Source organism: Rhodopseudomonas palustris, assembly GCF_003226555.1.
Classification (GTDB): Bacteria; Pseudomonadota; Alphaproteobacteria; order Rhizobiales; family Xanthobacteraceae; genus Rhodopseudomonas; species Rhodopseudomonas palustris_I.
Genome location: NZ_QKQS01000001.1, coordinates 105,859 through 128,192, shown reverse-complemented (window position 1 = coordinate 128,192; position 22,334 = coordinate 105,859). Strand labels below are relative to the sequence as shown.

The 22,334-nt window shown below is 64.5% G+C and carries 30 protein-coding genes; 27 read left to right on the top strand and 3 right to left on the bottom strand.

The annotated features are described in order from the left end of the window. Nucleotides 1-174 precede the first annotated feature (174 nt). The 3 genes from DNX69_RS00715 to DNX69_RS00705 form a co-directional block, all read right to left on the bottom strand. Complete coding sequence (locus DNX69_RS00715) at nt 175-1,065, bottom strand: crotonase/enoyl-CoA hydratase family protein (RefSeq protein ID WP_110784007.1); 891 nt, start codon at nt 1,063-1,065, stop codon at nt 175-177. Between the two features lie 201 nt (nt 1,066-1,266). Then, nucleotides 1,267-2,682 carry an amidase gene (locus tag DNX69_RS00710; protein ID WP_110784006.1) on the bottom strand — a complete coding sequence of 472 codons (1,416 nt, stop codon included), beginning with the start codon at nt 2,680-2,682 and terminating at the stop codon, nt 1,267-1,269. Then, nucleotides 2,675-3,859: a M20 aminoacylase family protein gene (locus DNX69_RS00705; RefSeq protein ID WP_110784005.1), complete on the bottom strand. Its 1,185-nt coding sequence runs from the start codon at nt 3,857-3,859 to the stop codon at nt 2,675-2,677. The genes DNX69_RS00710 and DNX69_RS00705 overlap by 8 nt, the downstream gene beginning before the upstream one ends. 560 nt (nt 3,860-4,419) lie before the next feature. Between DNX69_RS00705 and DNX69_RS00700 the strand changes: the two genes are divergently transcribed. The 27 genes from DNX69_RS00700 to DNX69_RS00580 all read left to right on the top strand — a co-directional run bounded on the left by DNX69_RS00700 (nt 4,420) and on the right by DNX69_RS00580 (nt 22,332). After that, complete coding sequence (locus DNX69_RS00700) at nt 4,420-4,785, top strand: hypothetical protein (RefSeq protein WP_133255954.1); 366 nt, start codon at nt 4,420-4,422, stop codon at nt 4,783-4,785. Beyond that, nucleotides 4,785-5,489 (top strand): hypothetical protein, encoded by a 705-nt coding sequence (locus DNX69_RS00695; protein WP_110784002.1) that lies wholly within the window; start codon nt 4,785-4,787, stop codon nt 5,487-5,489. The genes DNX69_RS00700 and DNX69_RS00695 overlap by 1 nt, the downstream gene beginning before the upstream one ends. After that, nucleotides 5,486-7,933, top strand: a complete 2,448-nt coding sequence (locus DNX69_RS00690) for a DNA-directed RNA polymerase (RefSeq protein WP_165825153.1) — start codon at nt 5,486-5,488, stop codon at nt 7,931-7,933. The genes DNX69_RS00695 and DNX69_RS00690 overlap by 4 nt, the downstream gene beginning before the upstream one ends. A 72-nt stretch (nt 7,934-8,005) precedes the next feature. Then, nucleotides 8,006-8,179, top strand: coding sequence for a hypothetical protein (locus DNX69_RS26200; protein ID WP_165825152.1), 174 nt, complete (start codon nt 8,006-8,008; stop codon nt 8,177-8,179). After that, the gene (locus DNX69_RS00685) at nt 8,176-8,364 is read left to right on the top strand and encodes a hypothetical protein (protein WP_110783999.1); all 189 of its coding nucleotides are present in this window, start codon (nt 8,176-8,178) and stop codon (nt 8,362-8,364) included. The genes DNX69_RS26200 and DNX69_RS00685 overlap by 4 nt, the downstream gene beginning before the upstream one ends. Then, a complete protein-coding gene (locus DNX69_RS26745) occupies nt 8,361-8,492 on the top strand; it encodes a hypothetical protein (RefSeq protein WP_264052833.1) in 132 nt (43 codons plus the stop codon). The genes DNX69_RS00685 and DNX69_RS26745 overlap by 4 nt, the downstream gene beginning before the upstream one ends. Continuing rightward, on the top strand, nt 8,486-8,749 hold the full coding sequence (locus DNX69_RS00680; protein ID WP_110783997.1) for a hypothetical protein: 264 nt from the start codon (nt 8,486-8,488) through the stop codon (nt 8,747-8,749). Before DNX69_RS26745 ends, DNX69_RS00680 begins: the two co-directional genes overlap by 7 nt. A gap of 234 nt (nt 8,750-8,983) precedes the next feature. Then, nucleotides 8,984-9,742: a DUF2815 domain-containing protein gene (locus tag DNX69_RS00675; RefSeq protein ID WP_110783996.1), complete on the top strand. Its 759-nt coding sequence runs from the start codon at nt 8,984-8,986 to the stop codon at nt 9,740-9,742. Nucleotides 9,743-9,752: 10 nt separating this feature from the next. After that, nucleotides 9,753-10,175 carry an endodeoxyribonuclease gene (locus DNX69_RS00670; RefSeq protein WP_207803095.1) on the top strand — a complete coding sequence of 141 codons (423 nt, stop codon included), beginning with the start codon at nt 9,753-9,755 and terminating at the stop codon, nt 10,173-10,175. Nucleotides 10,176-10,245: 70 nt separating this feature from the next. After that, nucleotides 10,246-10,671 carry a hypothetical protein gene (locus DNX69_RS00665; RefSeq protein WP_110783993.1) on the top strand — a complete coding sequence of 142 codons (426 nt, stop codon included), beginning with the start codon at nt 10,246-10,248 and terminating at the stop codon, nt 10,669-10,671. A gap of 47 nt (nt 10,672-10,718) precedes the next feature. Beyond that, on the top strand, nt 10,719-10,982 hold the full coding sequence (locus DNX69_RS00660) for a helix-turn-helix domain-containing protein (protein ID WP_110783991.1): 264 nt from the start codon (nt 10,719-10,721) through the stop codon (nt 10,980-10,982). Nucleotides 10,983-11,261: 279 nt separating this feature from the next. Further along, entirely contained in the window at nt 11,262-11,480 is a 219-nt protein-coding gene (locus DNX69_RS00650; RefSeq protein WP_133255952.1) for a hypothetical protein, read from the top strand. Further along, nucleotides 11,473-13,137: a DnaB-like helicase C-terminal domain-containing protein gene (locus DNX69_RS00645; RefSeq protein WP_207803094.1), complete on the top strand. Its 1,665-nt coding sequence runs from the start codon at nt 11,473-11,475 to the stop codon at nt 13,135-13,137. The genes DNX69_RS00650 and DNX69_RS00645 overlap by 8 nt, the downstream gene beginning before the upstream one ends. Before the next feature lie 165 nt (nt 13,138-13,302). Then, complete coding sequence (locus DNX69_RS00640) at nt 13,303-13,515, top strand: hypothetical protein (RefSeq protein ID WP_110783986.1); 213 nt, start codon at nt 13,303-13,305, stop codon at nt 13,513-13,515. Nucleotides 13,516-13,589: 74 nt separating this feature from the next. Then, a complete protein-coding gene (locus DNX69_RS00635; RefSeq protein ID WP_133255951.1) occupies nt 13,590-15,482 on the top strand; it encodes a DNA polymerase in 1,893 nt (630 codons plus the stop codon). Between the two features lie 13 nt (nt 15,483-15,495). Further along, on the top strand, nt 15,496-15,813 hold the full coding sequence (locus tag DNX69_RS00630) for a GIY-YIG nuclease family protein (RefSeq protein ID WP_165825151.1): 318 nt from the start codon (nt 15,496-15,498) through the stop codon (nt 15,811-15,813). Between the two features lie 128 nt (nt 15,814-15,941). Beyond that, nucleotides 15,942-16,742, top strand: coding sequence for a phage exonuclease (locus DNX69_RS00625; RefSeq protein WP_165825150.1), 801 nt, complete (start codon nt 15,942-15,944; stop codon nt 16,740-16,742). 163 nt (nt 16,743-16,905) lie between these two features. Next, a complete protein-coding gene (locus DNX69_RS00620) occupies nt 16,906-17,430 on the top strand; it encodes an AAA family ATPase (protein WP_110783980.1) in 525 nt (174 codons plus the stop codon). Next, on the top strand, nt 17,427-17,669 hold the full coding sequence (locus DNX69_RS00615) for a hypothetical protein (protein WP_110783978.1): 243 nt from the start codon (nt 17,427-17,429) through the stop codon (nt 17,667-17,669). The genes DNX69_RS00620 and DNX69_RS00615 overlap by 4 nt, the downstream gene beginning before the upstream one ends. Next, entirely contained in the window at nt 17,666-18,247 is a 582-nt protein-coding gene (locus DNX69_RS00610; protein ID WP_110783977.1) for a hypothetical protein, read from the top strand. The genes DNX69_RS00615 and DNX69_RS00610 overlap by 4 nt, the downstream gene beginning before the upstream one ends. Nucleotides 18,248-18,346: 99 nt before the next feature. Continuing rightward, a complete protein-coding gene (locus DNX69_RS00605; RefSeq protein WP_110783975.1) occupies nt 18,347-18,571 on the top strand; it encodes a hypothetical protein in 225 nt (74 codons plus the stop codon). A 34-nt stretch (nt 18,572-18,605) separates the two neighbouring features. Continuing rightward, entirely contained in the window at nt 18,606-18,728 is a 123-nt protein-coding gene (locus DNX69_RS26740; RefSeq protein WP_264052822.1) for a hypothetical protein, read from the top strand. 9 nt (nt 18,729-18,737) lie between these two features. Continuing rightward, entirely contained in the window at nt 18,738-18,983 is a 246-nt protein-coding gene (locus tag DNX69_RS00600) for a hypothetical protein (RefSeq protein ID WP_110783973.1), read from the top strand. Next, nucleotides 18,980-20,581: a portal protein gene (locus tag DNX69_RS00595; RefSeq protein WP_110783972.1), complete on the top strand. Its 1,602-nt coding sequence runs from the start codon at nt 18,980-18,982 to the stop codon at nt 20,579-20,581. The genes DNX69_RS00600 and DNX69_RS00595 overlap by 4 nt, the downstream gene beginning before the upstream one ends. After that, nucleotides 20,556-20,741: a hypothetical protein gene (locus tag DNX69_RS00590; RefSeq protein ID WP_110783970.1), complete on the top strand. Its 186-nt coding sequence runs from the start codon at nt 20,556-20,558 to the stop codon at nt 20,739-20,741. The genes DNX69_RS00595 and DNX69_RS00590 overlap by 26 nt, the downstream gene beginning before the upstream one ends. Further along, nucleotides 20,741-21,592 (top strand): capsid assembly protein, encoded by an 852-nt coding sequence (locus DNX69_RS00585; RefSeq protein WP_110783968.1) that lies wholly within the window; start codon nt 20,741-20,743, stop codon nt 21,590-21,592. Before DNX69_RS00590 ends, DNX69_RS00585 begins: the two co-directional genes overlap by 1 nt. A 59-nt stretch (nt 21,593-21,651) precedes the next feature. Beyond that, entirely contained in the window at nt 21,652-22,332 is a 681-nt protein-coding gene (locus DNX69_RS00580; protein WP_110783967.1) for a hypothetical protein, read from the top strand. The last annotated feature ends 2 nt before the right edge of the window (nt 22,333-22,334 follow it).

Sequence of the window (22,334 nt, the reverse complement as noted above, 5' to 3'; positions counted from 1 at the left end):
GCACCGGCGCCGCGCGCACCGTCCTCTCGTTTGTCATTCCGGGGCGCGCGAAGCGCGAACCCGGAATCTCTCTTTGCAAACAATTTCGGGATTCCGGGTTCGCGAGCAAATGCTCGCGCCCCGGAATGACGTGCGTGGGGCTGGACGGCGTGAGGCCGTGCAGTCGAGCGCTTCTTACTTGTACTCGCGCTCGTCCCACCACGGGAAGTAGGGCGGCATGTCGGCGGTGATCTTGTTCTTAAACTGCGCCGGGCGCTTTTCCAGGAACGAGGAGACGCCTTCCTTGACGTCGTCGGAGCGGCCGCGCTCGTAGATGCCGCGGCTGTCGATCTTGTGGGCTTCCATCGGATCGTCGGCGCCCATCATCCGCCACATCATCTGCCGGATCAGTGCCACCGACACCGGCGCGGTCTTGGCGGCGATTTCCTTGGCGAGGGTGCGCGCGGTGTCGAGCAGCTGATCGGCGGGCACCACGCGGCTCACCAGCTTGCCAGCGAACGCTTCCTGCGCCGGGAACACGCGCCCCGTGTAGCACCACTCCAGAGCCTGGGCGATGCCGACGATGCGCGGCAGGAACCAGCTCGACGCTGCTTCCGGCACGATGCCGCGCTGCGAGAACACGAAGCCGAACCGTGCGGCCTCGGACGCGATGCGGATGTCCATGGCGAGCTGCATGGTGACGCCGATGCCGACCGCTGGGCCGTTCACGGCGGCGATCACCGGCTTTAGGCACTTGAAGATCCGCAGCGTCACCTGGCCGCCGCCGTCGCGGACCTGCGGGTCGGAGTAGTCGGTCGAGCCGTCGGCGTTGCGCCGCACCGGGCCGCGGCGGGCGTCGCGATCGAAGGTGTCGGCGCCCGAGGAGAGGTCGGCGCCGGCGCAGAACGCGCGGCCTTCGCCGGTGACGATGATGGCGCGCACGTTGTCGTCGGCATCGGCCTTGTCGAACGCCTCGATCAGCTCGCGCTGCATCGTCGGCGTGAACGAGTTCAGCTTCTCCGGCCGGTTCAGCGTGATGGTGAGGATTTGCTCGGCGACCTCGTATTTGATGGTCTCGAACGGCATCTGGTTTCCTCCAGCGTGTTTTTGATTATGAGTCGTCATGGCCGGGCTTGACCCGGCCATCCATCCTTATGAAGGAGATGGATGCGCGGGTCGAGCCCGCGCATGACACCTTGTAGGATGGGTTGAGCGCAGCGAACCCCATCGCGAGGTCGGACGTGTGGCTGATGGGTTTCGCTGCGCTCAACCCATCCTACGCGTTCGTCACCGCGGCGGCACCGGCCACGGCTTCTGTTCGCCGCGCAGGCCTTCGAACGCCTTCGCCATGCGCAGCACGCCGAGATCGTCGAAACGCTTGCCGACGATCTGCACGCCGATCGGAAAGCCCTTGGCGCTATAGCCGCCGTTGATCGAAGCGGCCGGATTCTCCGCCATATTCCAGGGCACGGTATAGAGGATGTGATCGAACGGCCGGTCCGGATCATTCCAGGGCGAGGCGACATCGGCGGCGAAGCTCACTACCGGTGCCACCGGCGAGATCAGATAGTCGATATCGGCAAACAGCTTGGCGCCGAGCGCGCGCACCGCCATGGTCTGGTTGAAGCCGCGCACCACGTCGACGCCGCTCAGCCGCGCGCCGGGCTCGGCCCAGCGCACGATGTAGGGCAGCACCCGGGCGAGCTGATCGTCGGAGAACAGCGCCAGATCGCTCCACATCCGCGCCGGCCAGAAATTGTCGAGCCCGTCCATCATCTCGCGGGTGAAGCCGAGCTCGACCGGCTTGATGATCGCGCCCTGCGCCTCGAACGTGCGCGCCGCCCGCGTGACGATGTCGCGTACCTCGTCTTCCAGTGCCATGCCGAAGCCGAGATCGAACAGCAGGCCGATGCGCTTGCCGCGCACATCGACGTCGAGTTCGCTCCAGTCGAAATCGTGCGGCGGCAGGCTCATGCCATCGCGGCCGTCGGGCTGCGACAGCACGCTCATCATCAGCGCGGCGTCGTCGACGGTGCGGGTCATCGGCCCGGCGCAGCGGCCGACATAAGGCGGATCGATCGGCACGCGGCCGAGGCTCGGCTTCAGCGCGAAGATGCCGCACCACGCGGCCGGCAGCCGCACCGAGCCGCCGATATCGGTGCCGAGATGCAGCGGCCCGTAGCCGGCCGCGCCAGCAGCGCCGGCGCCGGCGGAAGAGCCGCCGGTGTTCTGCGACACGTCCCACGGATTGCGGGTGACGCCGTGGAAGCTCGACAGGCCCGACGACAGCATGCCGAAATCCGGCATCGTCGTCTTGCTCCACAGAATGCCGCCGGCTTCGCGCAGCCGCGCGGCGGGCGGCGCATCGGCCGTGGCCGGCGTCAGCGGCGTGATCGGCACGCCGAGCGGCACCGGCACGCCTGCGGTGGCGACGTTCTCCTTGATCGTCACCGGCACGCCGTCGAGCAGGCCGAGCGGCTCGCCCTTGGCCCAGCGCTCCGTCGAGGCCTGCGCCGCCTTGCGTGCGGCGTCGGGATCGAATCCGTACAGCGCATTCAGATGCGGCTCCCAGCGCGTCGCCTGGGCGATCACCGCCTCCATCACCTCGCTCGGCGAGAACTGCTTGCCGTAGTAACCGGCGAGCAGTTCGGTGGCGGAGTAATCGTGCAGCGCGGTGGCCTTGGTGCTGATGCCGTCAGACATTGGCGGTCACCTCGCCGCCGACCGGCAGGCGGGTCTCGACGATCCGCGCGAACATGCTGGCGCCGATCGGCAGGATCTTGTCGTCGAGCACGTAGCCGGGATTGTGCACCGGCACGTCGCCGTCGTGGCCGACCCAGAAATATGCGCCGGGGATCGCCTGCAGCATATCGGCGAAATCCTCGCTGCCCATCTTCGGCTGCTCGCGCAGCTTGACGCCGGCGTCGCCGACCACGCCGCGCGCGACCTCGACGACGACGTCGCTCTGCTCCTGCTGATTGACCAGCACGCTGAAGATGTCGCGGATCTCGACCTGGATTTCGACGTCGAACGCCGCGGCGATGCCGGCGGCGAGCGCCCGCATTCGCGTCCGCACCAGCTTGCGGATGTCATCGGAGAAACAGCGCACCGTGCCGGCGAGGCGCGCTTCGCCGGGGATCACGTTGTAGGCCGAGCCGGAATGGATCTGGGTGATCGACAGCACCGCCGAGTGCAGCGGATCGACGTTGCGGCTGACGATGGTCTGCAGCGCCTGGCCGAGCGTCATCGCGATCACCACCGGGTCCTTGGAGCGCTCCGGCATCGCGCCGTGGGCGCCGTAGCCGGAGATGGTGATGTCGAAGAAGTCGGCGCCGGCCATCGCCGGTCCCGGCAGCACCGCGATCTCGCCATGGGCGAGGTCGGGGGCGTTGTGCAGGCCGTAGAGCTCGTCGCACGGGAATTTCTGGAACAGCCCGTCCTTCAGCATCGCGCGCGCGCCGCCGAGGCCTTCTTCGGCCGGCTGGAAGATGAAGTGCACGGTGCCGTCGAAATTGCGGGTCTCGGCGAGATAGCGCGCGGTGCCGAGCAACATCGTGGTGTGGCCGTCATGGCCGCAGCCGTGGAAGCGGCCGGGGATCGTGGAGCGCCACGCCAGATTGGTGTGCTCTTCCATCGGCAGCGCGTCCATGTCGGCGCGCAACCCGATGCGGCGGCCGCCTTCGCCTTTGCCCTTGAGCACGCCGACCACGCCGGTGCCGCCGATGCCGCGATGCACCTCGATGCCCCATTGCCCGAGCTTCTCGGCGACGATGTTCGAGGTCCGCACCTCTTCGAAGCCGATCTCGGGATGGGCGTGGAGATCGCGGCGGATCGCGGTCATTTCGTCGGCGAAGGCGTCGATACGGTCGATGGTCGGCATGCGCGGGTCACCTCGGCTGTGGTCGATTCACTGGGACGTCTCGGGCGGCCTGCAAGCAAGGAACGGGCAACAGCGGGCAGGGCAGAGGGTGGGAGCGGAATCGGCATCGGCTGGAAACATCGCCGCGCCCGACGCCGCAGGCGCCGTGCACATTCCAGCCGACAATGCGGGGCGATGTCAAAGCGCGCGGACGGCGAAGCCGCCGCATCACTGCAACCCCGCTTTGCGTTGCGCCGCCGGGTCGATTATGAATGCGGCGCACTGGCGCGGAACTCGGCACCATTACCGACACCGAGCCGGGATAGCCACCACCGCAGCCGCCATCCTTCGGCGGCCTCGCGGTCCGGGATGCGGGCGTGGCGAAATTGGTAGACGCAAGGGACTTAAAATCCCGTAGACGTCACACTACGATCAGCAACAATCGACTAACGTATTGAGGGGAGCGATTAATTCGCTTCCCTCTTTGCATTTTCGGTCACTCTACGATCAGCAGGTAGATGTTGGTGACAACGCCGCTGGGGACACTCAGCGGTGACAATCCGCATGCCAATGGAGAACACATGAAGAACCCAACGCCCATCGTGCAGATGGCCGCGTTCGTGATGCCCATCCACGACTACGCATTCGACGAGAAGAACGAGCGCTTCCGTTACATCCCGACCGAGGCTGGCAATTCCGACAACATGGGCTTCGACGTGTTCGGGTGGGAGCTGCAGACCGAAACGTGGACCCACCTCGGCAGCTTCGAGACACCAGACGAGGCGGACCGCGAGGCCCGCGAGTGGCACGAGGCGGTGATGAAGCTGGTCGGGGCCAAGCCCTACTGTCCCGAGGCCAACTGGTCCCCCGAGGACTTCCAGCAGGCCGTCGCAGACTGTGAGGCGACCGCCCGTGCGCTGGACGCCGAGGAAGGGGAGGCCGCCTGATGTCGGCCACCTACATCAAGCCCCGCCCGTGGAACGGTCGCGACCTGACCGGCGAATGGGAGGTCACCATCAAGGTCGACGGTTGGCGTGCCCTCTGGAACGGAAGCGAGTGGCGTAGCCGGGCCGACAAGCCAATCCCTAACCTGCCGCCGTGGAAGCCGGGGATGGCGACCGACTGCGAGGTCTACCTCGGGAGCCTGTCGCGCACCTCCCGCGCCCTTAAGACGAAGCACCTCAAACCGGACACGCCGCGCGTCGGGTACGAGCACCTGTTCGCCCTGGCACCGCTGGACGCGCGGTTGCGCCGAGGCACCATCGTCGACCCGACCGCCGACGAGATCATCACCCTGATGCACAGCGTCATCGACGCCGGGTTCGAGGGGCTGGTCCTGCGGCAGGGCGAGCGCTGGATCAAGGTGAAGCCCGAAGAGACCATCGACGTGCTGGTCACCGGCTGGGGCGAAGGAGAGGGCAAGCACGTCGGCCGGCTGGGCTACCTCAAAACCACGCACGGTGATGTCGGCACCGGCATGACGGACGACGAGCGCGAGGAGCTGTGGGCCGAGGCGCTGGCCGGGACGCTGATCGGCCAGACGGTCGAGGTGTCCTGCATGCAGTTCACCCCGGACGGCAAATTCCGGCACCCGCGCTTCGTCCGCATGCGCCCCGACAAGATCGCAACCAACGAGAAGGAGGCAGCTTGACCGCAGCCGTAGCGCTCCGCGAGGAGCAGCACGAACAACAGGCCCGCGAGGCGGGCGCGAAGAAAGTACGCGACAGGGTGATCAAGGCCCAGCAGAAGGGCCTCGGCGCCGAGACACCGGGTGGTGTCGGCCTCGTCAAGCGAGCCATCGGGCCGCTGTCGCAGGCAATCAAGGCCGCACTCGACGACGCCAAGAGCGGCCGGGCAGGGCGTCGGCACGTTGCCATGCGGACGCTGGACCTGCTGGCCCCCGAGGTGTCGGCCTATCTCGCGACGCGGGTCGCGGTCAGCTCGGCGATCCTGCGCCGCAGCCTGACCAACACGGCGGTGCAGATCGGCTCCGCAATCGAGGAGGAGCTTCGGCTGGCCGCGTTCGAGGAACAGCAGGGCGGCCTCTACAACACGATCATGCGCCGCATGAAGGAGCGAGGCGCGTCTGCCGGCCACGCCCGGCGGGTGTTCGTGTTCGCCGCCAACAAGGCGAGCGTCGAGCTGCCGAAGCTGACGCAGACCGAGAAGCTGCACCTCGGCACCCGACTGGTCGAGATGCTGGTCGAGGTGACCGGCTTCATCGACATCGTCACCGTCCGCAGCGGCACCAAGACGAAGCTGATCGTGCGTCCGACCGACGTGGCCGAGCAGTGGATCAAGGATCGCGACGCACGGGCCGAGCTGCTGTCGCCCATCGCTGCCCCGATGGTGGCCCCTCCGAAGGATTGGGAGAGCACGAGAGGCGGGGGCTACTACTCCTACCCGGTGACGCAGATGCCGCTGGTCAAGGCGTGCAACCACAGCCGACACAAGGAGTTACTTGAAAGCGCCGACCTGTCCATCGTGCTGCGCGGCCTCAACGCCATCCAACGCACGGCGTGGCGGATCAACACCAAGGTGCTCGACGTGATGACCGAGGTGTGGGACCGCGACTTGCAGATCGCGATGCCGAACAAGCACGATCTGGAGCTGCCGTCCAAGCCGGTCGGGTTCGACCCGGCGGCGAAGGGGAAGGCGGCATGGGCCAACGTGCCCGACGAGAAGCGGCAGGCGTACCGCGTCGAGGCGCGACGCATCCACGAAGAGAACGCCGCGACCCGTGGCAAGCGGGTGCAGATCGCCCAGGCACTACAGGTCGCCACCGAGCTGCGAGACGAGCCGGCGATCTACTTCCCACACCAGCTCGACTTCCGGGGCCGGGGCTACGCCGTGCCGGCCTCGCTCAATCCGCAGAGCAGCGACCAAGCGAAGGCGCTGCTGACGTTCGCTGCCGAGAAGGGTAAGCCCATCGAGACGCCCCGTGCCGCCGGCTGGCTCGCCATCCACGGTGCGAACATGTTCGGCTACGACAAGGCCAACTTCGCCGACCGCATTGCGTGGGTGCAGGAGCGCGAGGAGCAGATCAAGTACACGGCAAGCGAACCTCTCGGCGACCTGTGGTGGACCGATGCGGACAAGCCGTGGTGCTTCCTCGCGTGGTGCTTTGAGTACGCGGCGTTCCTCGAACACGGCTACGGCTACGTGTCGTCGCTGCCGCTCGCGGTCGACGGGAGCTGCAACGGACTGCAGCACTTCTCGGCAATGCTGCGCGACCCCATCGGTGGCGCTGCGGTGAACCTGACGCCCAACGCATTGCCGGCCGACATCTACCAGAAGGTCGCCGACCGCGTGATCTGGAAGTTGGAGCAGGCCAAGGAGGAGTGGCAGAACCGGAGCTGGCTGGACTTCGGGATCAACCGCAAGATCACCAAGCGGCCGGTCATGGTGCTGCCCTATGGTGGGACGTTCCGATCCTGCATGCAGTACGTCGCAGAGGCCGTTCACGAGAAGATCGCGAGCGGAGCGGAGAACCCGTTCGGTGACGAGCTGCGCCCGAACATCAACCTGCTTGCGCGGATGGTGTGGGACAGTATCGGCGACGTGGTCGTGGCCGCGCGTCAGGCGATGGACTGGCTCCAGAAGGTGGCCCGCATCTGCACCAAGCACGGGCACCCACTGATCTGGACGACGCCGTCCGGCTTCCCGGTCTACCAGTCCTACATGGACCTGACCCATCGCCGGGTGAAGACGCGGCTGCAGGGGTCCATCGTGTTCCTCAGCACGCAGGAAGAGGCCGACACCATCGACGGCAGCAAGCAGGCGCTCGCCGTGTCGCCCAACTTCGTCCACTCGCTGGACGCGGCGGCGATGATGCTGACGATCGACCTCGCGCTCGATAACGGGGTGGAGCAGTTCGCCATGATCCACGACAGCTACGGCACCGTGGCTGCCGACATGGACATGCTGTCGGCCTGCCTGCGCCACGCGTTCGTCGACATGTACACCGACCACCATGTGCTGGCCGAGTTGTTGGCCGGCTTACCCGAGGAGGTGAGGGCGGAGTGCCCGCCGCCACCGCCGCTCGGGACCCTCGACATCAAGGAGGTGTTGGAGTCCGAGTTCTTTTTTGCCTAATCACCTTCCAAACATAGACGATCTATCCAAGGTATGGATTAGGTTGCACCTAAGCCGAAAGGAACATTCCAGATGAAACCCAAGCATTCCCTGATCATCCGCATGGGCGCTGCAGCGTGGGACGCCACCCTCGCCGATGGCACCCGCTTCGACTTCCGGTCGATGACCACCACCCAGCGCAAGCAGTGGTACGGCGCGTTCATGGCGTCGGTCCGCAAGGTCTACCGCAAGGGAGGCGCGAAGTGACGACCGCCTTCACTCACGTCGTGGCCGGCGCGTTCATCGTGATCGTCTCGTTCTCCCTGTCACTGGTGGCGTTCATGCCGGACGGCGTCTGCATGGCGATCGTGTTCGGGCTCGTCGCGCTCAACCTGATCGGCCGCTACGGCGTCATCGTCGCGGTGATCGAAGTCCTCCGGGGCCGCGCGTGACCATCACCTACGCCACCGCCTTCTGCTTCTTCGGCGGGGTGCTGCTCGGCATCGGCATCAAAGCCCTGCACGACTTCATCAACGCCGAACTGAAAGAACTGAAAGAGATGAACGATCTGACATGGTGAACCGCGATCTGATGAACAACGCTGATGCTGAGCACGTTGCTCGTGCCGGCGTCGCCATCCTCGACCGGATGCAGAACTACCCGCAGCACATCCAACCGTTGGCCCTGTGCGCCGCCTTCATCACCCTGTCCGAACACCTGCGATTGCCTGCTCAGGACTTGTTTACGGTCACGAAGAACATGCTGACCGAAGAAGAGAACATCGCGGAGTTCAAGGCACTACGCGATTACGTCAAGTACGAGATCAAGCGCACATGATGTGGCTCGCCAACTGGCGCGGTGTGTGGCCGGTCGCGGTCGTAGCCGTCGCTGTCTTCATCGACCTCGCCTGCGCCGTGCATCGGTGGGTCGCCAATGGATAGGCGCCTCCGCCTTGCACACCTGATGTGGGCTGCAGGCCGCCCACTTCCGCTCACCCTCGTAACCGAATTGTTCAACCTGGGCTACGACGTAGAAGCCCTCGAAGCGCGTTACCGCGCCTAAGGAAACTGAATGGCAAAAGACGCCAAGAAGACGAAGATCACTGGTATCAGTCCGAAGCTGCGCTTCAAGTTCCCGAAGCTGAATGAGCCGGACTACGGCACGAAGGAGTTCCCGAAGCCGGACGGCGAGTTCTCGACCAAGGGTGTTGGTCGCCTCGACGACCCGCAGGTGCAGGCGTTCATCGCGAAGTGGCAGCCGCTGCACGACGACGCGATCAAGCGTGCCGAGGCTGAGTTCGCCAAGCTGCCGGTCGCGACTCGCAAGAAGCTCGGCAAGGTCACCGTCAACCCGCTCTACACCGAGCTGTACGACGAGGAGACCGAGGAGCCGACCGGCGAGGTCGAGTTCAAGTTCGCGATGCAGGCGAGCGGCACCTACAAGTCCGGCCCGAAGCAGGGCAAGAAGTGGCGCCGCAAGCCGGACATCTTCGATGCCAAGGGCAACAAGATGGACCCGGCGCCGTCGATCTGGGGTGGCACCATCGGCCGCGTCGCGTTCGAGGTGGGCACCGACAAGGAAGGCCAGCCGGGCTACTTCATCCCTGGCACCGGCGCCGCCGGCCTGACCCTGCGCCTCGCCGCCGCCCGCATCATCGAGCTGGTCAGCGAAGGTTCGAAGGACGCCTCGGCCTACGGCTTCGACGAAGAGGAAGAGGGGTACGAGTACGACCCGTCCTCGGTGCAGTCGAACGACGACGCCTCCGGCTCTGATGCCGCTGGTGACGACGCGGCCGGTGACGAAGCGGGAAGTGACAACCCGGACTTCTAAGCAGCGCGGATTGATCGAGGGCTACCGCAGCGGCCTTGAAGAAAAGGTCGCTGCGCAGCTCGAAGCGCTGGAAGTCCCCGCTCACTACGAGCAGTACAAGCTCAACTACGAAGTGCCGGCCCGCGTAGCAACGTACACGCCGGACTTCGTGCTGCCCAATGGGATCATCATCGAGACCAAGGGCCGCTTCGTCACCGAGGACCGGAAGAAGCACAAGCTGATCAAGCAGTGCCATCCGAACCTCGACATCCGGTTCGTCTTCTCCAACCCGAACACCAAGATCGGGAAGAAGTCCAAGACCACCTACGCAATGTGGTGCGATCAGCTCGGCTTCCACTTCGCCAAGCTGTTCATCCCCCACGAGTGGGTGAACGAGCCGCCGTGCCCGAAGCGCATCGCGGCCAACAAGGCTGTCCTCCATCCCAAGAAGTAACAGCCCGAGGGCGGGCAATCCGCTCGCCCTCACTCTGCTCCTAAGCATCCAACATCTGGAAAGATCACACATGACCAATACCAAGTTCATCGTCGGTGACGTCGTCGAAGTCGCGAACACGGAGATCAATCGCAAGTCGATCACCTTCAAGGCACGCATCTATCACCACCTGACCGTCGAGAAGGTCACTGCGTTGGGCTCCGTCCGCTTCCGCGAACTGCGCGGCACTTGGGGCGCCGAGCGCTTCAATCTGGTGCGCCGTGCGTCCGAGCCGGCGAACACGGACGAGGTGAAGATCGGCCGCTACATCATCGCACTCTGCCGCAACGGCAAGCTGCTGCCGGCCACCGAGCCGCGCGAATACAGCAGCGACGTGCAGGCCCACCGGGTCGCCGAGCAGATGGCGAAGAAGCACGGCGGCACCTTCGTGGTCCTCAAGGGCATCGGCGAGTACGTCATGCCGGAAGAGGTTAAGCCGACCTACCGCGCCCTCTGATCCCAACCAGTCGCATCAAGTAGCAACCTCTTAAGGAACGATCACACATGACCAAGAGCACCCGCAAAGACTTCCGCATGGTTGGCCCGAAGCCGCAGACCCATCTGCTGCTCGACCACTTCTCCGACAAATCGTCGATCACTGCCGTCGAGGCGGCGGCGCTGTACCGCATCCGCTCGCTCAGCCGTCGCATCGTGGACCTGAAGAAGGAAGGGCACCGGTTCAGCAAGCAGCACAGCGTGGACCCGACCGGTCAGCGCTACGTGCGCTACCACTACCTCGGCCTGTCGCAGTCGGGGAGCGCCGTCTGATGGAGCTGGTGTTGCTGATCGCCATCATCTTGGTGCTGTTCTCGTGAAGCGTATCGCAATCGCATTGGTTGCCGCCGCAGCGGCTCTGGCTCTGGCGGCATGCGACCCGCCGGCTGTCGAGGGCGGGGAGCGGGTTGCTGTGCAGCCGGAGCCCCACACCGAACAACACAGTGGCGGCGGGCTCTGCATGCCGTGCGTTGGCCCCCACCTGTCACTGACCGGGGGTGGGATCAAGTTCTTCAGCATGGGACCGGGGCTCAGCTTCTGATGGAGGACCCCGTGCAGCTCAGCCCGAACGAGCGGATCATCGTCGAAGCCCTCGCCACGCACGGCTCTATCGGCGCCACCGTAGCGGACCTCTGCCACGACCACTCCATGCTGGTTCAGACGGTCAGCACAACGATGACTCGCCTACACCGGTGGGGCCTCGTGAAGACCACTGGCAAGCGCCGCAGCCGGGCAACCGGCACCGCAGGCAAAGTCTGGCAGGTTGTCTGACGAAAGCTACGCCATCGCGAAGGAGCCGTGCCCAGCGTGCGGCTCCCGCGACAACCTCGTTCGCTACTCGGATGGTCACGCCTACTGCTTCGGCATGGGCTGCAGCTACTACGAACCGGCCACCGACAGCGAGACTGACGAACCCATCGTAACACCCCATCGGAGACAAGTGCTCGACCTGATTGAGCCCGGCCAATTCATCGCGCTGACGAAGCGCGGACTAACTGAGGAGACCTGTCGCCGCGCGGGTTACTCAGTCTCCAGTTACCACGGACAGGCTGTCCAAGTCGCGGCGATCAAGGACCCGCAGACCGGCGAGACGCTGGGTCAAAAGGTCCGCTTCCCCAACAAAGACTTCAAGTACCTCGGCGAGACGAAGGACGACCCGTTCTTCATGCAGCACCTCTGGAAGGACGGAGGCAAACGTGTCGTCATCACCGAGGGTGAGATCGATGCGCTGACCGTGTTCCAGGTGCAGCAGTACAAGTGGCCCGTCGTATCGATCACCAAGGGCATCAAGGCCGCCAAGCGGCAAATCCAGCAGAACCTCCTGTGGCTCGACAAGTTCGACGAGGTGGTCCTGATGTTCGACATGGACGAGCCGGGTAGGGCCGGGGCGATTGAAAGCGCCGCCGTGTTCAAGCCGGGTCGGTGCAAGATCGCGCACCTGTCCATGAAGGACGCCAACGAGCTGCACCAAGCCGGCAAGGACGACGAGATCGTCACCGCGATCTGGAACGCCAAGTCGTACCGGCCGGACGGGATCGTGACGTTGGCCGAGCTGCGAGAACGCATCCTCGCGGAGCCTGAGAACGGCTTCCCGTGGTGGGATGATCGCCTGACCAATCTGACGTTCGGTCGCCGTCTCGGCGAGACCTACGCGTTCGGCGCCGGCACAGGCGTCGGCAAGACGGACTGGTTCACCGAGCAGATGCAGTTCGACATGACGCATCTGAACCAGCCCATCGCGGTGTTCGCGCTGGAGCAGCAGCCCGACGAGACGGGCAAGCGGCTGGCCGGCAAGTATGCAGGCAAGCGCTTCCACATCCCGAAGGAAGCCGGAGGCTGGACGCAGGACGAGCTGGTATCAGCCCTCGACACGCTGGAAGCCAGCGGCAAGGTCTTCTTCTACGACAACTTCGGCGCAACCGATTGGGACGTGATCCAGACCACCATCCGCTTCCTCGCGCACAGCGAGGGTGTGAAGCTGTTCTACCTCGACCACCTGACGGCGCTGGCCGCCGCAGAGGACGACGAGCTGGGGGCGCTCAAGCGGATCATGTCGGAGATGGCGGAGCTTGCTAAGGAGTTGAAGATCATCATCCACTTCATCTCACACCTCAGCCGGCCGAAGGAAGGCAAGCCCCACGAAGAGGGTGGCCGCGTGATGATCAAGCACTTCTATGGCTCCTCGTCGATCGGCTTCTGGTCGCACTTCATGTTCGGCCTCGAACGCGATCAGCAGAACGAGAACGAGGCCCTGCGAGGGATCACCACGTTCCGCGTGTTGAAGGACCGCTACACCGGCAACGCAACAGGCAAGTGCATCCACTACGGATACGACGCCGAGATCGGACGGCTGTTCGCAACGGACAAGCCTGACGAAGACGCCGAGCACCCGTTCAGCAAACCAGAAGGGAGCAACACCGATTTCTAACCAGTGCCATCCGCTCCCGCTCGGGAGTGGCCGCTACGAGGTGCAGCATGACATTCTCCGGCAGTGCGCGACCGTCGTGCTGTTCCGGGGCAAGCAGCTCGCTGCCAGCTTTGACATTCCCTACACGGCGCTTCCCGACTTCATCCAGCAGTTGCGGGGTGGGCCGTGCCGGACCTGATCGCGTTCGACCCCAGCGACGAAGTCGAGGCCCACCTGACGGAGGTCGACGGCGTGCTTTGCGCTGTCTTCGGGGTGGCGGGGGATCGCGGCGTCGTCATGCCTCTGGTGCTCCTGCTGCACGTCATGACCCTGATCGAGGGCGTCAGCGCCCAACTCAACATCGCAATCAACGAGGCCGATACGGCAACTAAGCATTGAAGTTCGACTTTGACTGCGAGACGGACGGGCTCCTCCCGGACCTGACCGTCATCCACTCGCTGGTGCTCCGAGACATGGACAAGGGCACCCTCCATTCCTTCGCCGACCAACCGAACTACCCGAAGGTTGACGAGGGCGTGCGAGAGCTGATGGACGCTGACCTGGGCTGCGGCCACAACGTCATCAAGTTCGACATCCCCGCGCTGCAGAAGGTCTACCCGTGGTTCAAACCCCGGTGCGAGATTGTCGACACGTTGGTCCTATCGCGTCTGATCAAGGCCGACATCAAGGAAGATGACTACGCGTTCCACAAGAAGATGCAGCGGCGCGGGACACCGCAGCTCTTCCCCGCTTCGCAGATCGGGAAGCACTCACTCGAAAGCTGGGGCTACCGGCTGGGTGAATGGAAGGGCGACTACTCGGACGTGAAGAAGGCAGAGGCCAAGGCCCTTGGTATCAAGGACAAGGCCGCCATCATGAAGTTCGTGTGGGGCACTTGGAACAAGGAGATGCAGGACTACTGCGAGCAGGACGTGATTGTCACGGCCAAGCTGCGGGAGTTCCTGTACAGCAAGCTGGCCGACGGCTGGGGGCAAGACTGCGTCGAGCTGGAGCACGAGGTGGCCTGGGCCATCGCGCGGCAAGAGCGGTACGGAGTCGGCTTCAACGAGGAGCTGGCTGCGAAATTCTACGCCACGCTGGTCGGGCACCAGCAGCGCCTCTACGACGAGCTGCAGAAGTCCTTCCCGCCGAAGACCGTCGAGACGGTGTTCGTCCCCAAGGCGAACAACAAGAAGCTCGGCTACGTGAAGGGCCAGCCGTTCGTGAAGCGGCAGGTTGTCCCGTTCAATCCCGGCTCCCGGCAGCAAGTCGCCGAGCGCTTGGAGGGGCTGGGCTGGCGGCCCGAAGCCTACGGTAAGGACGGCATCCCGACCGTCGATGACGAGGTGCTGAGCACCCTGAAGTATCCCGAGGCGGCGACGCTCAAGGAATACTACGTCATCGAGAAGCGCCTCGGCGCCCTCGCCAACGGCAAGCAGGCGTGGCTCAAGAACTGCGCCAACGGTCGCATCCATCCGGAGGTGATCACCAACGGCGCGGTCACCGGCCGCATGACCCACCGGGTCGTGGTGAACGTCCCCGGCGAGGTCGACAAAAAGACTGGTGAGAAGCAGCTCTACGGCGGTGAATGCCGCGAGCTGTTCTGCCCCGTGGTCCGTGGGAACACCCAAGTTGGCTGCGACGCCGACAGCCTCGAAGGCCGCGTGATGGCCCACTACATGGGCTTCTACGACGGCGGCGCCTACGCCACCTCGCTGCTCTACGGCAACAAGGCCGAGGGTACCGACAACCACAGCCGCACCGCCAAGGCCCTGGCGAAGTGGCACTGCCACCGCGAGACGGCGAAGACGTTCTTCTACGCTCTGGTCTACGGCGCGTTCGACGCCAAGCTGGGTGAAATCCTCGGCGCGACCGGCAGCAAGAAGGCGAAGGAGGCGGTCGGCAAGCAGGCCCGTGAAGCGGTCATGAAGGGCATCCCCGGTCTCGACAAGCTGGTGAATGCGCTCACTGACAAGGCGAAGCGGCAGGGGTTCATCACCGGGATCGACGGGCGCAAGCTGCGCATCCGCTCGACCCACGCCATCCTCAACACGCTGTTCCAGTCGGCTGGTGCAATCGTGATGAAGCGGGCGTTGGTGATCCTCGACACCGAACTGTCCGGTGTGAAGCCCAGCGTGATCGGACGCCTCGGCCCCGAAGCGGCGACGAAGCTGCGCCCCGGCACGGACTACGAGTTCATGCTGAACTACCACGACGAGTGGCAGCTCGATGTTCCCGACCGCAACGTGGAGACCGTGAAGGTCGCCGCCACCGAAGCGATCAGGCTCGCCGGCGAATACTACAAGTTCCGATGCCCGCTGAAGGGTAACGCGGACGTTGGCAAGAACTGGCGCGACACGCACTGACCCGGAGGGGTTTGTGTACATCCTCACCAACCCGGCTTGGCCCAGCCACTGCAAGATCGGCAAGGCGCTCGACATGAAAGACCGCATCAAGGTCTATCAGACGGGCTCGCCTTACCGCGACTACAGGGTGATCTGCCACGCGTTCTTCAGGGATCGCAAGGCGGCCGAGGCCGAGTTGCACGAGCGACTGCGAGGACACCGCGTCGGCAACACCGAATGGTTCTTCGTACACCCACACGACGCTGCCGCAGAGCTGCGTCGCATCTCACGACGATGGAGAAGCAATGAGCGAACAAGAAAGAGACGAGTGGTCAAAGCGGCTGCGCGATAAGTACGGCATCTCGGCCCCATTCGCTGATCCCGATCCGCGAGGTGAGTTCTTCGCCGAGCATCGGGACGCGTGGTATTCGGTTATCCACGAGTTCCCCGACCTCTATCCGATGGTTGCTACGGAACACCTTGCAGCATAAGTCACTAACCGTCCTGATCGACGGTGACATTCTCGCCTACAAGGCTGCCTGTATCAACCAGAAGGACTTCGACCTCGGTGACGATGTGACCGGGGTCGATACTGATCCCGACAAGGCTCGCTCCGATGTCGAGGACATGATCGACGGGGTGGCCGATCGGCTCGGCGCATCCGAGATCATCGTAGCGCTCACAGGACCCCTCGGGGAGGTGAGTGGGGCCAACTTCCGGAAGGAGTTGTACCCGGACTACAAGGGGAAGCGCGGCAAGAAGCCGGTGCTACTCGCCCATGTCAAGGAGCACATCCGCTCCACCTACAGCACGAAGATCAAGGAAGGCATCGAGGCGGACGACACGTTGGGCATCCTCGCGACCCACCCGACGTTGATCGCCGGCAAGAAGGTCGTCGTGTCAATCGACAAAGACCTTCTTCAAATCCCTGGCCGCCACTTCAACCCTGACACCGGGGAGAAGCGGATGATCAGCGAAGCGCTGGGCGACTGGTACTTCCTGATGCAGACCCTGACGGGGGACCAGACCGACAACTACCCAGGCTGCCCGAGGGTCGGACCGGTCAAGGCCAAGGCCATTCTGGAACAGAGGCCGGACGGCCCTATCGATCCGGAGATCACCCACATGGAGTGGCGCTGGTCCTTGATCGTCGAGGCGTATGCGAAGCGCGGCCTTACCGAGGACGATGCGCTCGTCCAGGCCCGGCTCGCCCGCATCCTCCGACACACCGACTACGACTTCAAACGTAAGGAACCAATTCTCTGGACACCATCAAGGTAGCGCTGGGCTACGCCGTCATGTTGAACGGCGCCCCGCTGCGCACTGCATCTACCTCTCCGTTCTCCAAGAGCGCGAAGCTGTATCAGAAGCTGGGCACTGCGAAGGCCGTCGCCCGATCCTACGGCGGCACTGTCGTTGAGGCATTCGCCGAGGTGACGCCTGAATGAAGGTGATCAACCTGTGGGCCGGGCCGGGCGCGGGTAAGTCGACCACCGCCGCTGGGTTGTTCTTCAAGATGAAGTGCGCCGGCTACAAGGTCGAGCTTGTCACCGAGTACGCGAAGGATCTGACGTACGAGCGCCAGTGGGCACTGCGTAGGTGCCAGATGCACGTGTCGCGCGAACAGGCCCGACGCCAAGCCCGGCTAATCGGTCAGGTAGACTTCTGCATCACGGACAGCCCGTTGCTACTCGGACTGCACTACGCGCGGCCCCGCGACCTCCCGAGCGTCCAGCGCTTCGTGGAGCGGCAGTGGGGCCTCTACGAGAACGTCAACTTCTACCTCAACCGCGTGAAGCCGTACCAATCGTACGGCCGCAGCGGCAACGAGGATGGCGCACGGACCATCGACCGCTCGCTCCGCATCCTGCTCGACGAGCGCGGCATGTCCTACTGCCGGCTCGACGGCGACGAGCACGCGCCCGAACGCATCCTCCATTTCCTCAAGCTAACAGGACACCTCGATTGAACGAACCGACTTGCCCGCGCTGCCACGGCACCAAGGAAGTCCTCTGCTACTCGGAGCTGGCCGACGACTTCGAAGTCCGCACCTGCAACACCTGCCGCCCCAAGGCACCGAAGATGATCGCAGTCGACCGCGCCATCGAGATCATCGCATCGTGCCGCTCGACCACGCCCACCGGGCTCCCCGAGGGTCTGTGCGTGAAGGCCGACGTGATCCGCCACATCCGCGAGGCCGCGCGTTGAAGCAGCCGCTCGTCGGCCTGTACTCACCCCGCGCCCAATCCGGGAAGAGCACCACGGCCCGACACCTCGCTGCCCAGCGCGGCGGCGTCACGATGTCTTTCGCGGACCCGATGCGAGCGGCGATCATGCCCATCGTCGCCCCGTTCATGCCCGGCGGTGAGGCCGAGGTGTGGGAGTGGTTGAGCGACCACCGCAAGGACACGGCGATGGTGCCGGTCCTCGGCGTGACGCTGCGCCACCTCCTGCAGACCCTCGGAACGTCGTGGGGGAGGGAGATGATCCATCCGGACATCTGGATCGAGATCGCCAAGACGACCTCTCGGCGCCATCGCCGGCAGCGCCTGACCATCATCGACGACGTGCGGTTCGAGAACGAATACGCACTGGTGCGGAAGGAGGGCGGCCTGCTGGTGAAGATCGTGCGCCCCGACGCGCCGGTCTCGGGCAACTTCTGGCACACGTCGGAAGCCCGGCTGGAGGGCCTGCAGTTCGACGCCGTGATCACCAACACGGGCGACGTGACCGAGCTGCTCGCCGGCATCGACGCGGTCGCTAACGAGTATTGGGGTGAGGTCTGATACATGGCGCGGATCAATCGAAGTACCATAGCGGAGGAGGGGCAGTCGAATAGGTTGCCCCTTAGCCAATCCGAACAATCTCCCGAGGTGATCCCAGAGGTGACCGAGGGGCTCATCAACTACCTGAACAGGACGTTCCCGAACGTGCTGCCGCCAACCGGCTCGCCTTACACTGAGGTCGAGCGATCGTGGGGCCGGCGCGAAGTGATCGACCACCTGATCGGGCTCAAGGAACAGATCGAACAAGAGAACCATGTGCTTCGGCGGCGGATCAACTCCACCCCCAGCGGAAGCGCCGGCCCCGCCGCCGCCGCCTCCGGCTGATACTCCCAGCGCTCCCGTGTACAACGAAAGCAACGTGGACGCGAAGGACGCCAAGACCTACGTCGAGAACAGCCGACGTGGTCGCAGCTCTCTCCTGATCAAGCGCAACAGCGCCACCAGCTCAGGCAGCGAAAGCGGCCTGAACATTCCCACGTAAGGAGCCCTGATGTGCAGCAGCGGCGGATCATCCGCCCCGCAGACCACTCCGCTCCCCAAGCAGGAGACCGGTAACCCGGCCAACGGCGTCACGGCGATCAACAACGCGCCGGCAGCGCCGACCAACACCACCGTCGACCAGACAACGACCGACACCCAGACCGATCGCGGCACCTCTTCGCTGCGCATCCGACGTAGCCGAGGGTCGGCCTCGACGAGTGGTGGCACTGGAACCGGACTCAACATCCCGACGTGACGACTGATCCCGACAAGGGAACGGCGAAGTCGCGATACACCCAGCTCGAAGCGAACCGACTGCCATTCTTGCAGCGGGCGCGAGACTGCGCGACTTTGACCGTCCCGTACCTGATGCCCCCGGAAGGCATGACGGCAGGCAAGACCCTGCCGACTCCCTACCAGTCCCTCGGGGCTCGCGGCATCAGGACCCTCTCAGCGAAGCTATTGCTGAGCCTATTCCCGCCGAACACTCCGTTCTTCAAGTACGCCATCGACGACTTCCTGCTCCAGAAACTCACTGGTCAGGACGGTATGCGTGGCGAGGTCGAGAAGGCGCTGAGTGCGCGTGAACGCGCGACCGTCGACGAGATGGAAAGCGCACAGATGCGGCTCGCCGCGTCCATCGCGTTGCAGCACCTTCTGGTGGCTGGCAACTTCCTCCTTCACGTTCCCCCTCGGGGCCGCGTTCGGGGCTTCCGCCTCGACCAGTTCGTGGTCAAGCGCGACGCCTCGGGCAACGTCCTTGAGATCGTCGTGAAGGAGCTGGTCTCTCCGACCGTCCTCCCGCAAGCCATCGCAGAAGCCGTGAAGGCCGAGGCGGCCAAGACCAAGGGCGCCGGCAGCGAGGACAAGTCGGCCGAGCTGTACACCCACATCGTGCGTGAGCATGACCAGTGGTCCGTGTATCAGGAAGCCGGCGGCGCGAAGATCGACGGCACCGAAGGCACGTACCCCATCGACCGATGCCCGTGGCTCGTGCTTCGACTGGCGACCCAGCCGGGCGAGGACTACGGCCGCTCCTACGTCGAGGAGTTCCTCGGCGACCTCGACAGCCTTGAAGGCTTGTCCGAGACGCTGGTCGAAGGCTCCGCTGCTGCGGCCCGTATCGTCTTCCTCGTCAAGCCCAACGGCGTCACTCAGGTGAAGGTCGTGAGCAAGGCGAAGAACGGCGACGTGGCAGTCGGCAACGCCGAAGACGTGACCGTGATCCAAGCGCAGAAGCAGGCCGACCTCGCGGTCGCGCAGAAGCAGGCGCAGGAGATCGCCACGCGGCTGGCCTACGCCTTCCTGCTCAACACCGCGATCCAGCGGTCCGCTGAGCGGGTCACGGCGGAAGAGATCAAGTACATGGCGCAGGAGCTGGATGACGCCCTCGGCGGCATGTACGCGCTCCTCTCGGCCGAGCTTCAGCTCCCCGTCGTTCTCCTGTTCGAGGACCGGATGGAGAAGAACCGCCAGGTTGCCGAGTTGCCCAAGGGGTTCGTCAAGCCGACGATCACCACAGGCATGGCCGCCATCGGGCGCGGCATCGACCTCCGCAACCTCCGTGCGTTCACGGCGGACATCGTTCAGACCCTCGGCCCCGAGATCGCGTTCCGCTATCTCCAGCCGACTGAGTACATCAAACGTGCGGCTGCCGCCTACGGCATCGACACGGGTGGGCTCGTGAAGCCCGACGCCGTGATCGCGCAGGAAGAGCAGCTCGCGAAGTTAGAAGCCCTCATCCAAAACCTCGGCCCGCAGGCCCTGCAAGCGGCAGGTGGCATGGGCAAAGAGGTGGTGAAGGGTGCAATCCAACAGCAAGGTGACAATGGCCAAGCAGCCCCTCCCGGCTAAGCCGGAACCCGAAGCGACCGTCGAGACCCCGGCGGTCAAGATCGAGACCCCGGAAGTGAAGATCGAAGAGGGCACCGCTGACGCGGCTGCACTCAACGTGATCGCCGAACCGAAGAAGGTCTCCACCGACACCTTCGGCAACCAGATCGAAGAGCGCTGATGTCGACGGCGACTGTTACTTTCCAGCAGGCCCCGACCGGTGCGGAAGCCCCGGCGACTGATCCGACCAAGGACATCAATGCGCAGGCAACAAACGACGCCGCCTCGGCTGGTAACCGGGCCGATCCCGATCGACCCGAATGGCTCCCCGCCAACTTCAACACGGTTGAAGACTTCGTCAAGTCGTCGAATGACACTCGCGCGGAGCTTACCCGAGCGCAGCAGGAACTGGCCAAGCTCCGCAAGACTGACACCGGAGCAAAGCCGGAAGACGCTGCGGGGGCAGAACAGCCTGCGGAGACCGAGGCCGAGCGAGCCGCAAACGACGTAGTCAAGCAGGCCGGCATCGACGTTACGCCGTGGCAGCAGGAGTTCAACCAGACCCGCGACGTGTCCGAAGAGGGTCGAGCGAAGATCGCTGAGGGCCTCAAGTCCGTCCTCGGTGAGAACGCCCGACAGATCGTCGACGACTTCATCGAAGGTCAGAAGGTTCGCCTCGCCAACTTTGACGCCCAGGTCTACGAGATGGCCGGCGGCAAGGACGAGTACAACGCGATGGTGACCTGGGCAGCCGCGAACCTCAGCGAGAAGGAGATCGCCGCGTACGACAACGTCGTCAGCTCAGGCGACTTCAACGCCACCGCGCTGGCCGTGGACGGCCTGCGGGCTCGCTACGTCAAGGCCAAGGGCTCCAACCCGAAGCTGATCAGCGGCGACGGCACCATCGGCGCCAGCAACGCCGGCTTCACCTCGACGTTCGAGATGACCAAGGCGATGCGTGATCCGCGCTACGGCAAGGACCCGGCCTACACCAAGCAGGTCGAACAGCGGGCGATGCGCTCCAACTTCTGATGCCGAAGGCTCCTACTTTCGAGGAGCGTAAGGCGCACTACGAAGCACAGTGGTCCATCATGAAGGTGAAGCCCGAAAGGGTCGCCTCGGTGGACCGCTCTGCACGTCTGCTGCTCTCGAACAAGTCCCGCTATGAAACCGTGGCCGCCGCTACCAACGTGCCGTGGTTCATCATCGCGATCATCCACATGCGGGAAGCCTCTGGCTCCTTCGCTGGCGTCCTCCACAACGGCGAGAAGATCATCGGCACCGGCCGCAAGACCAAGCTGGTCCCCGCCGGCCGTGGCCCCTTCAAGACGTGGGAAGACGCCGCCATCGACGCCCTCAACATGAAGTCGCTGGGCAAGGTCAAGGCGTGGCCGATTGCCCGCATCTGCTACGAAGTCGAAGCCTACAACGGCTGGGGCTACTGGTGGCGCGGCGACAAGTCGTCGGCCTACCTCTGGGCCGGCACGAACATCGACGGCGGCGGCAAGTTCATCGCAGACCACGTCTGGTCCAGCACTGCGCAGGATCAGCAGAACGGCGCGATGGCGGTGCTGCAGCGCCTCATGGAACTGGACCCCTCGATTGCGAAGACTGTCTTCCCGACTTCTCCTTCTGGCGTTCCTTCTGTTGCGCCAACCCAATCCGCGACCAGCACCTCTGCCACCTCCCGCGTTGATCCTCAGCGTCAAGTAGGTGGTGTGCTGAACGCGGTTTACGCCGCCATTCGAGCGGTGCTCTCACGAAAGGCATAACC

Excerpts from the sequence above, each read along its gene's own strand:
- DNX69_RS00715 (WP_110784007.1), bottom strand. The coding sequence starts at position 1,065 with ATGCCGTTCGAGACCATCAAATACGAGGTCGCCGAGCAAATCCTCACC.
- DNX69_RS00710 (WP_110784006.1), bottom strand. The coding sequence starts at position 2,682 with ATGTCTGACGGCATCAGCACCAAGGCCACCGCGCTGCACGATTACTCC.
- DNX69_RS00705 (WP_110784005.1), bottom strand. The coding sequence starts at position 3,859 with ATGCCGACCATCGACCGTATCGACGCCTTCGCCGACGAAATGACCGCG.
- DNX69_RS00700 (WP_133255954.1), top strand. The coding sequence starts at position 4,420 with ATGAAGAACCCAACGCCCATCGTGCAGATGGCCGCGTTCGTGATGCCC.
- DNX69_RS00695 (WP_110784002.1), top strand. The coding sequence starts at position 4,785 with ATGTCGGCCACCTACATCAAGCCCCGCCCGTGGAACGGTCGCGACCTG.
- DNX69_RS26200 (WP_165825152.1), top strand. The coding sequence starts at position 8,006 with ATGAAACCCAAGCATTCCCTGATCATCCGCATGGGCGCTGCAGCGTGG.
- DNX69_RS00680 (WP_110783997.1), top strand. The coding sequence starts at position 8,486 with ATGGTGAACCGCGATCTGATGAACAACGCTGATGCTGAGCACGTTGCT.
- DNX69_RS00675 (WP_110783996.1), top strand. The coding sequence starts at position 8,984 with ATGGCAAAAGACGCCAAGAAGACGAAGATCACTGGTATCAGTCCGAAG.
- DNX69_RS00665 (WP_110783993.1), top strand. The coding sequence starts at position 10,246 with ATGACCAATACCAAGTTCATCGTCGGTGACGTCGTCGAAGTCGCGAAC.
- DNX69_RS00660 (WP_110783991.1), top strand. The coding sequence starts at position 10,719 with ATGACCAAGAGCACCCGCAAAGACTTCCGCATGGTTGGCCCGAAGCCG.
- DNX69_RS00635 (WP_133255951.1), top strand. The coding sequence starts at position 13,590 with ATGGACAAGGGCACCCTCCATTCCTTCGCCGACCAACCGAACTACCCG.
- DNX69_RS00620 (WP_110783980.1), top strand. The coding sequence starts at position 16,906 with ATGAAGGTGATCAACCTGTGGGCCGGGCCGGGCGCGGGTAAGTCGACC.
- DNX69_RS00600 (WP_110783973.1), top strand. The coding sequence starts at position 18,738 with ATGTGCAGCAGCGGCGGATCATCCGCCCCGCAGACCACTCCGCTCCCC.
- DNX69_RS00590 (WP_110783970.1), top strand. The coding sequence starts at position 20,556 with ATGGCCAAGCAGCCCCTCCCGGCTAAGCCGGAACCCGAAGCGACCGTC.
- DNX69_RS00585 (WP_110783968.1), top strand. The coding sequence starts at position 20,741 with ATGTCGACGGCGACTGTTACTTTCCAGCAGGCCCCGACCGGTGCGGAA.
- DNX69_RS00580 (WP_110783967.1), top strand. The coding sequence starts at position 21,652 with ATGAAGGTGAAGCCCGAAAGGGTCGCCTCGGTGGACCGCTCTGCACGT.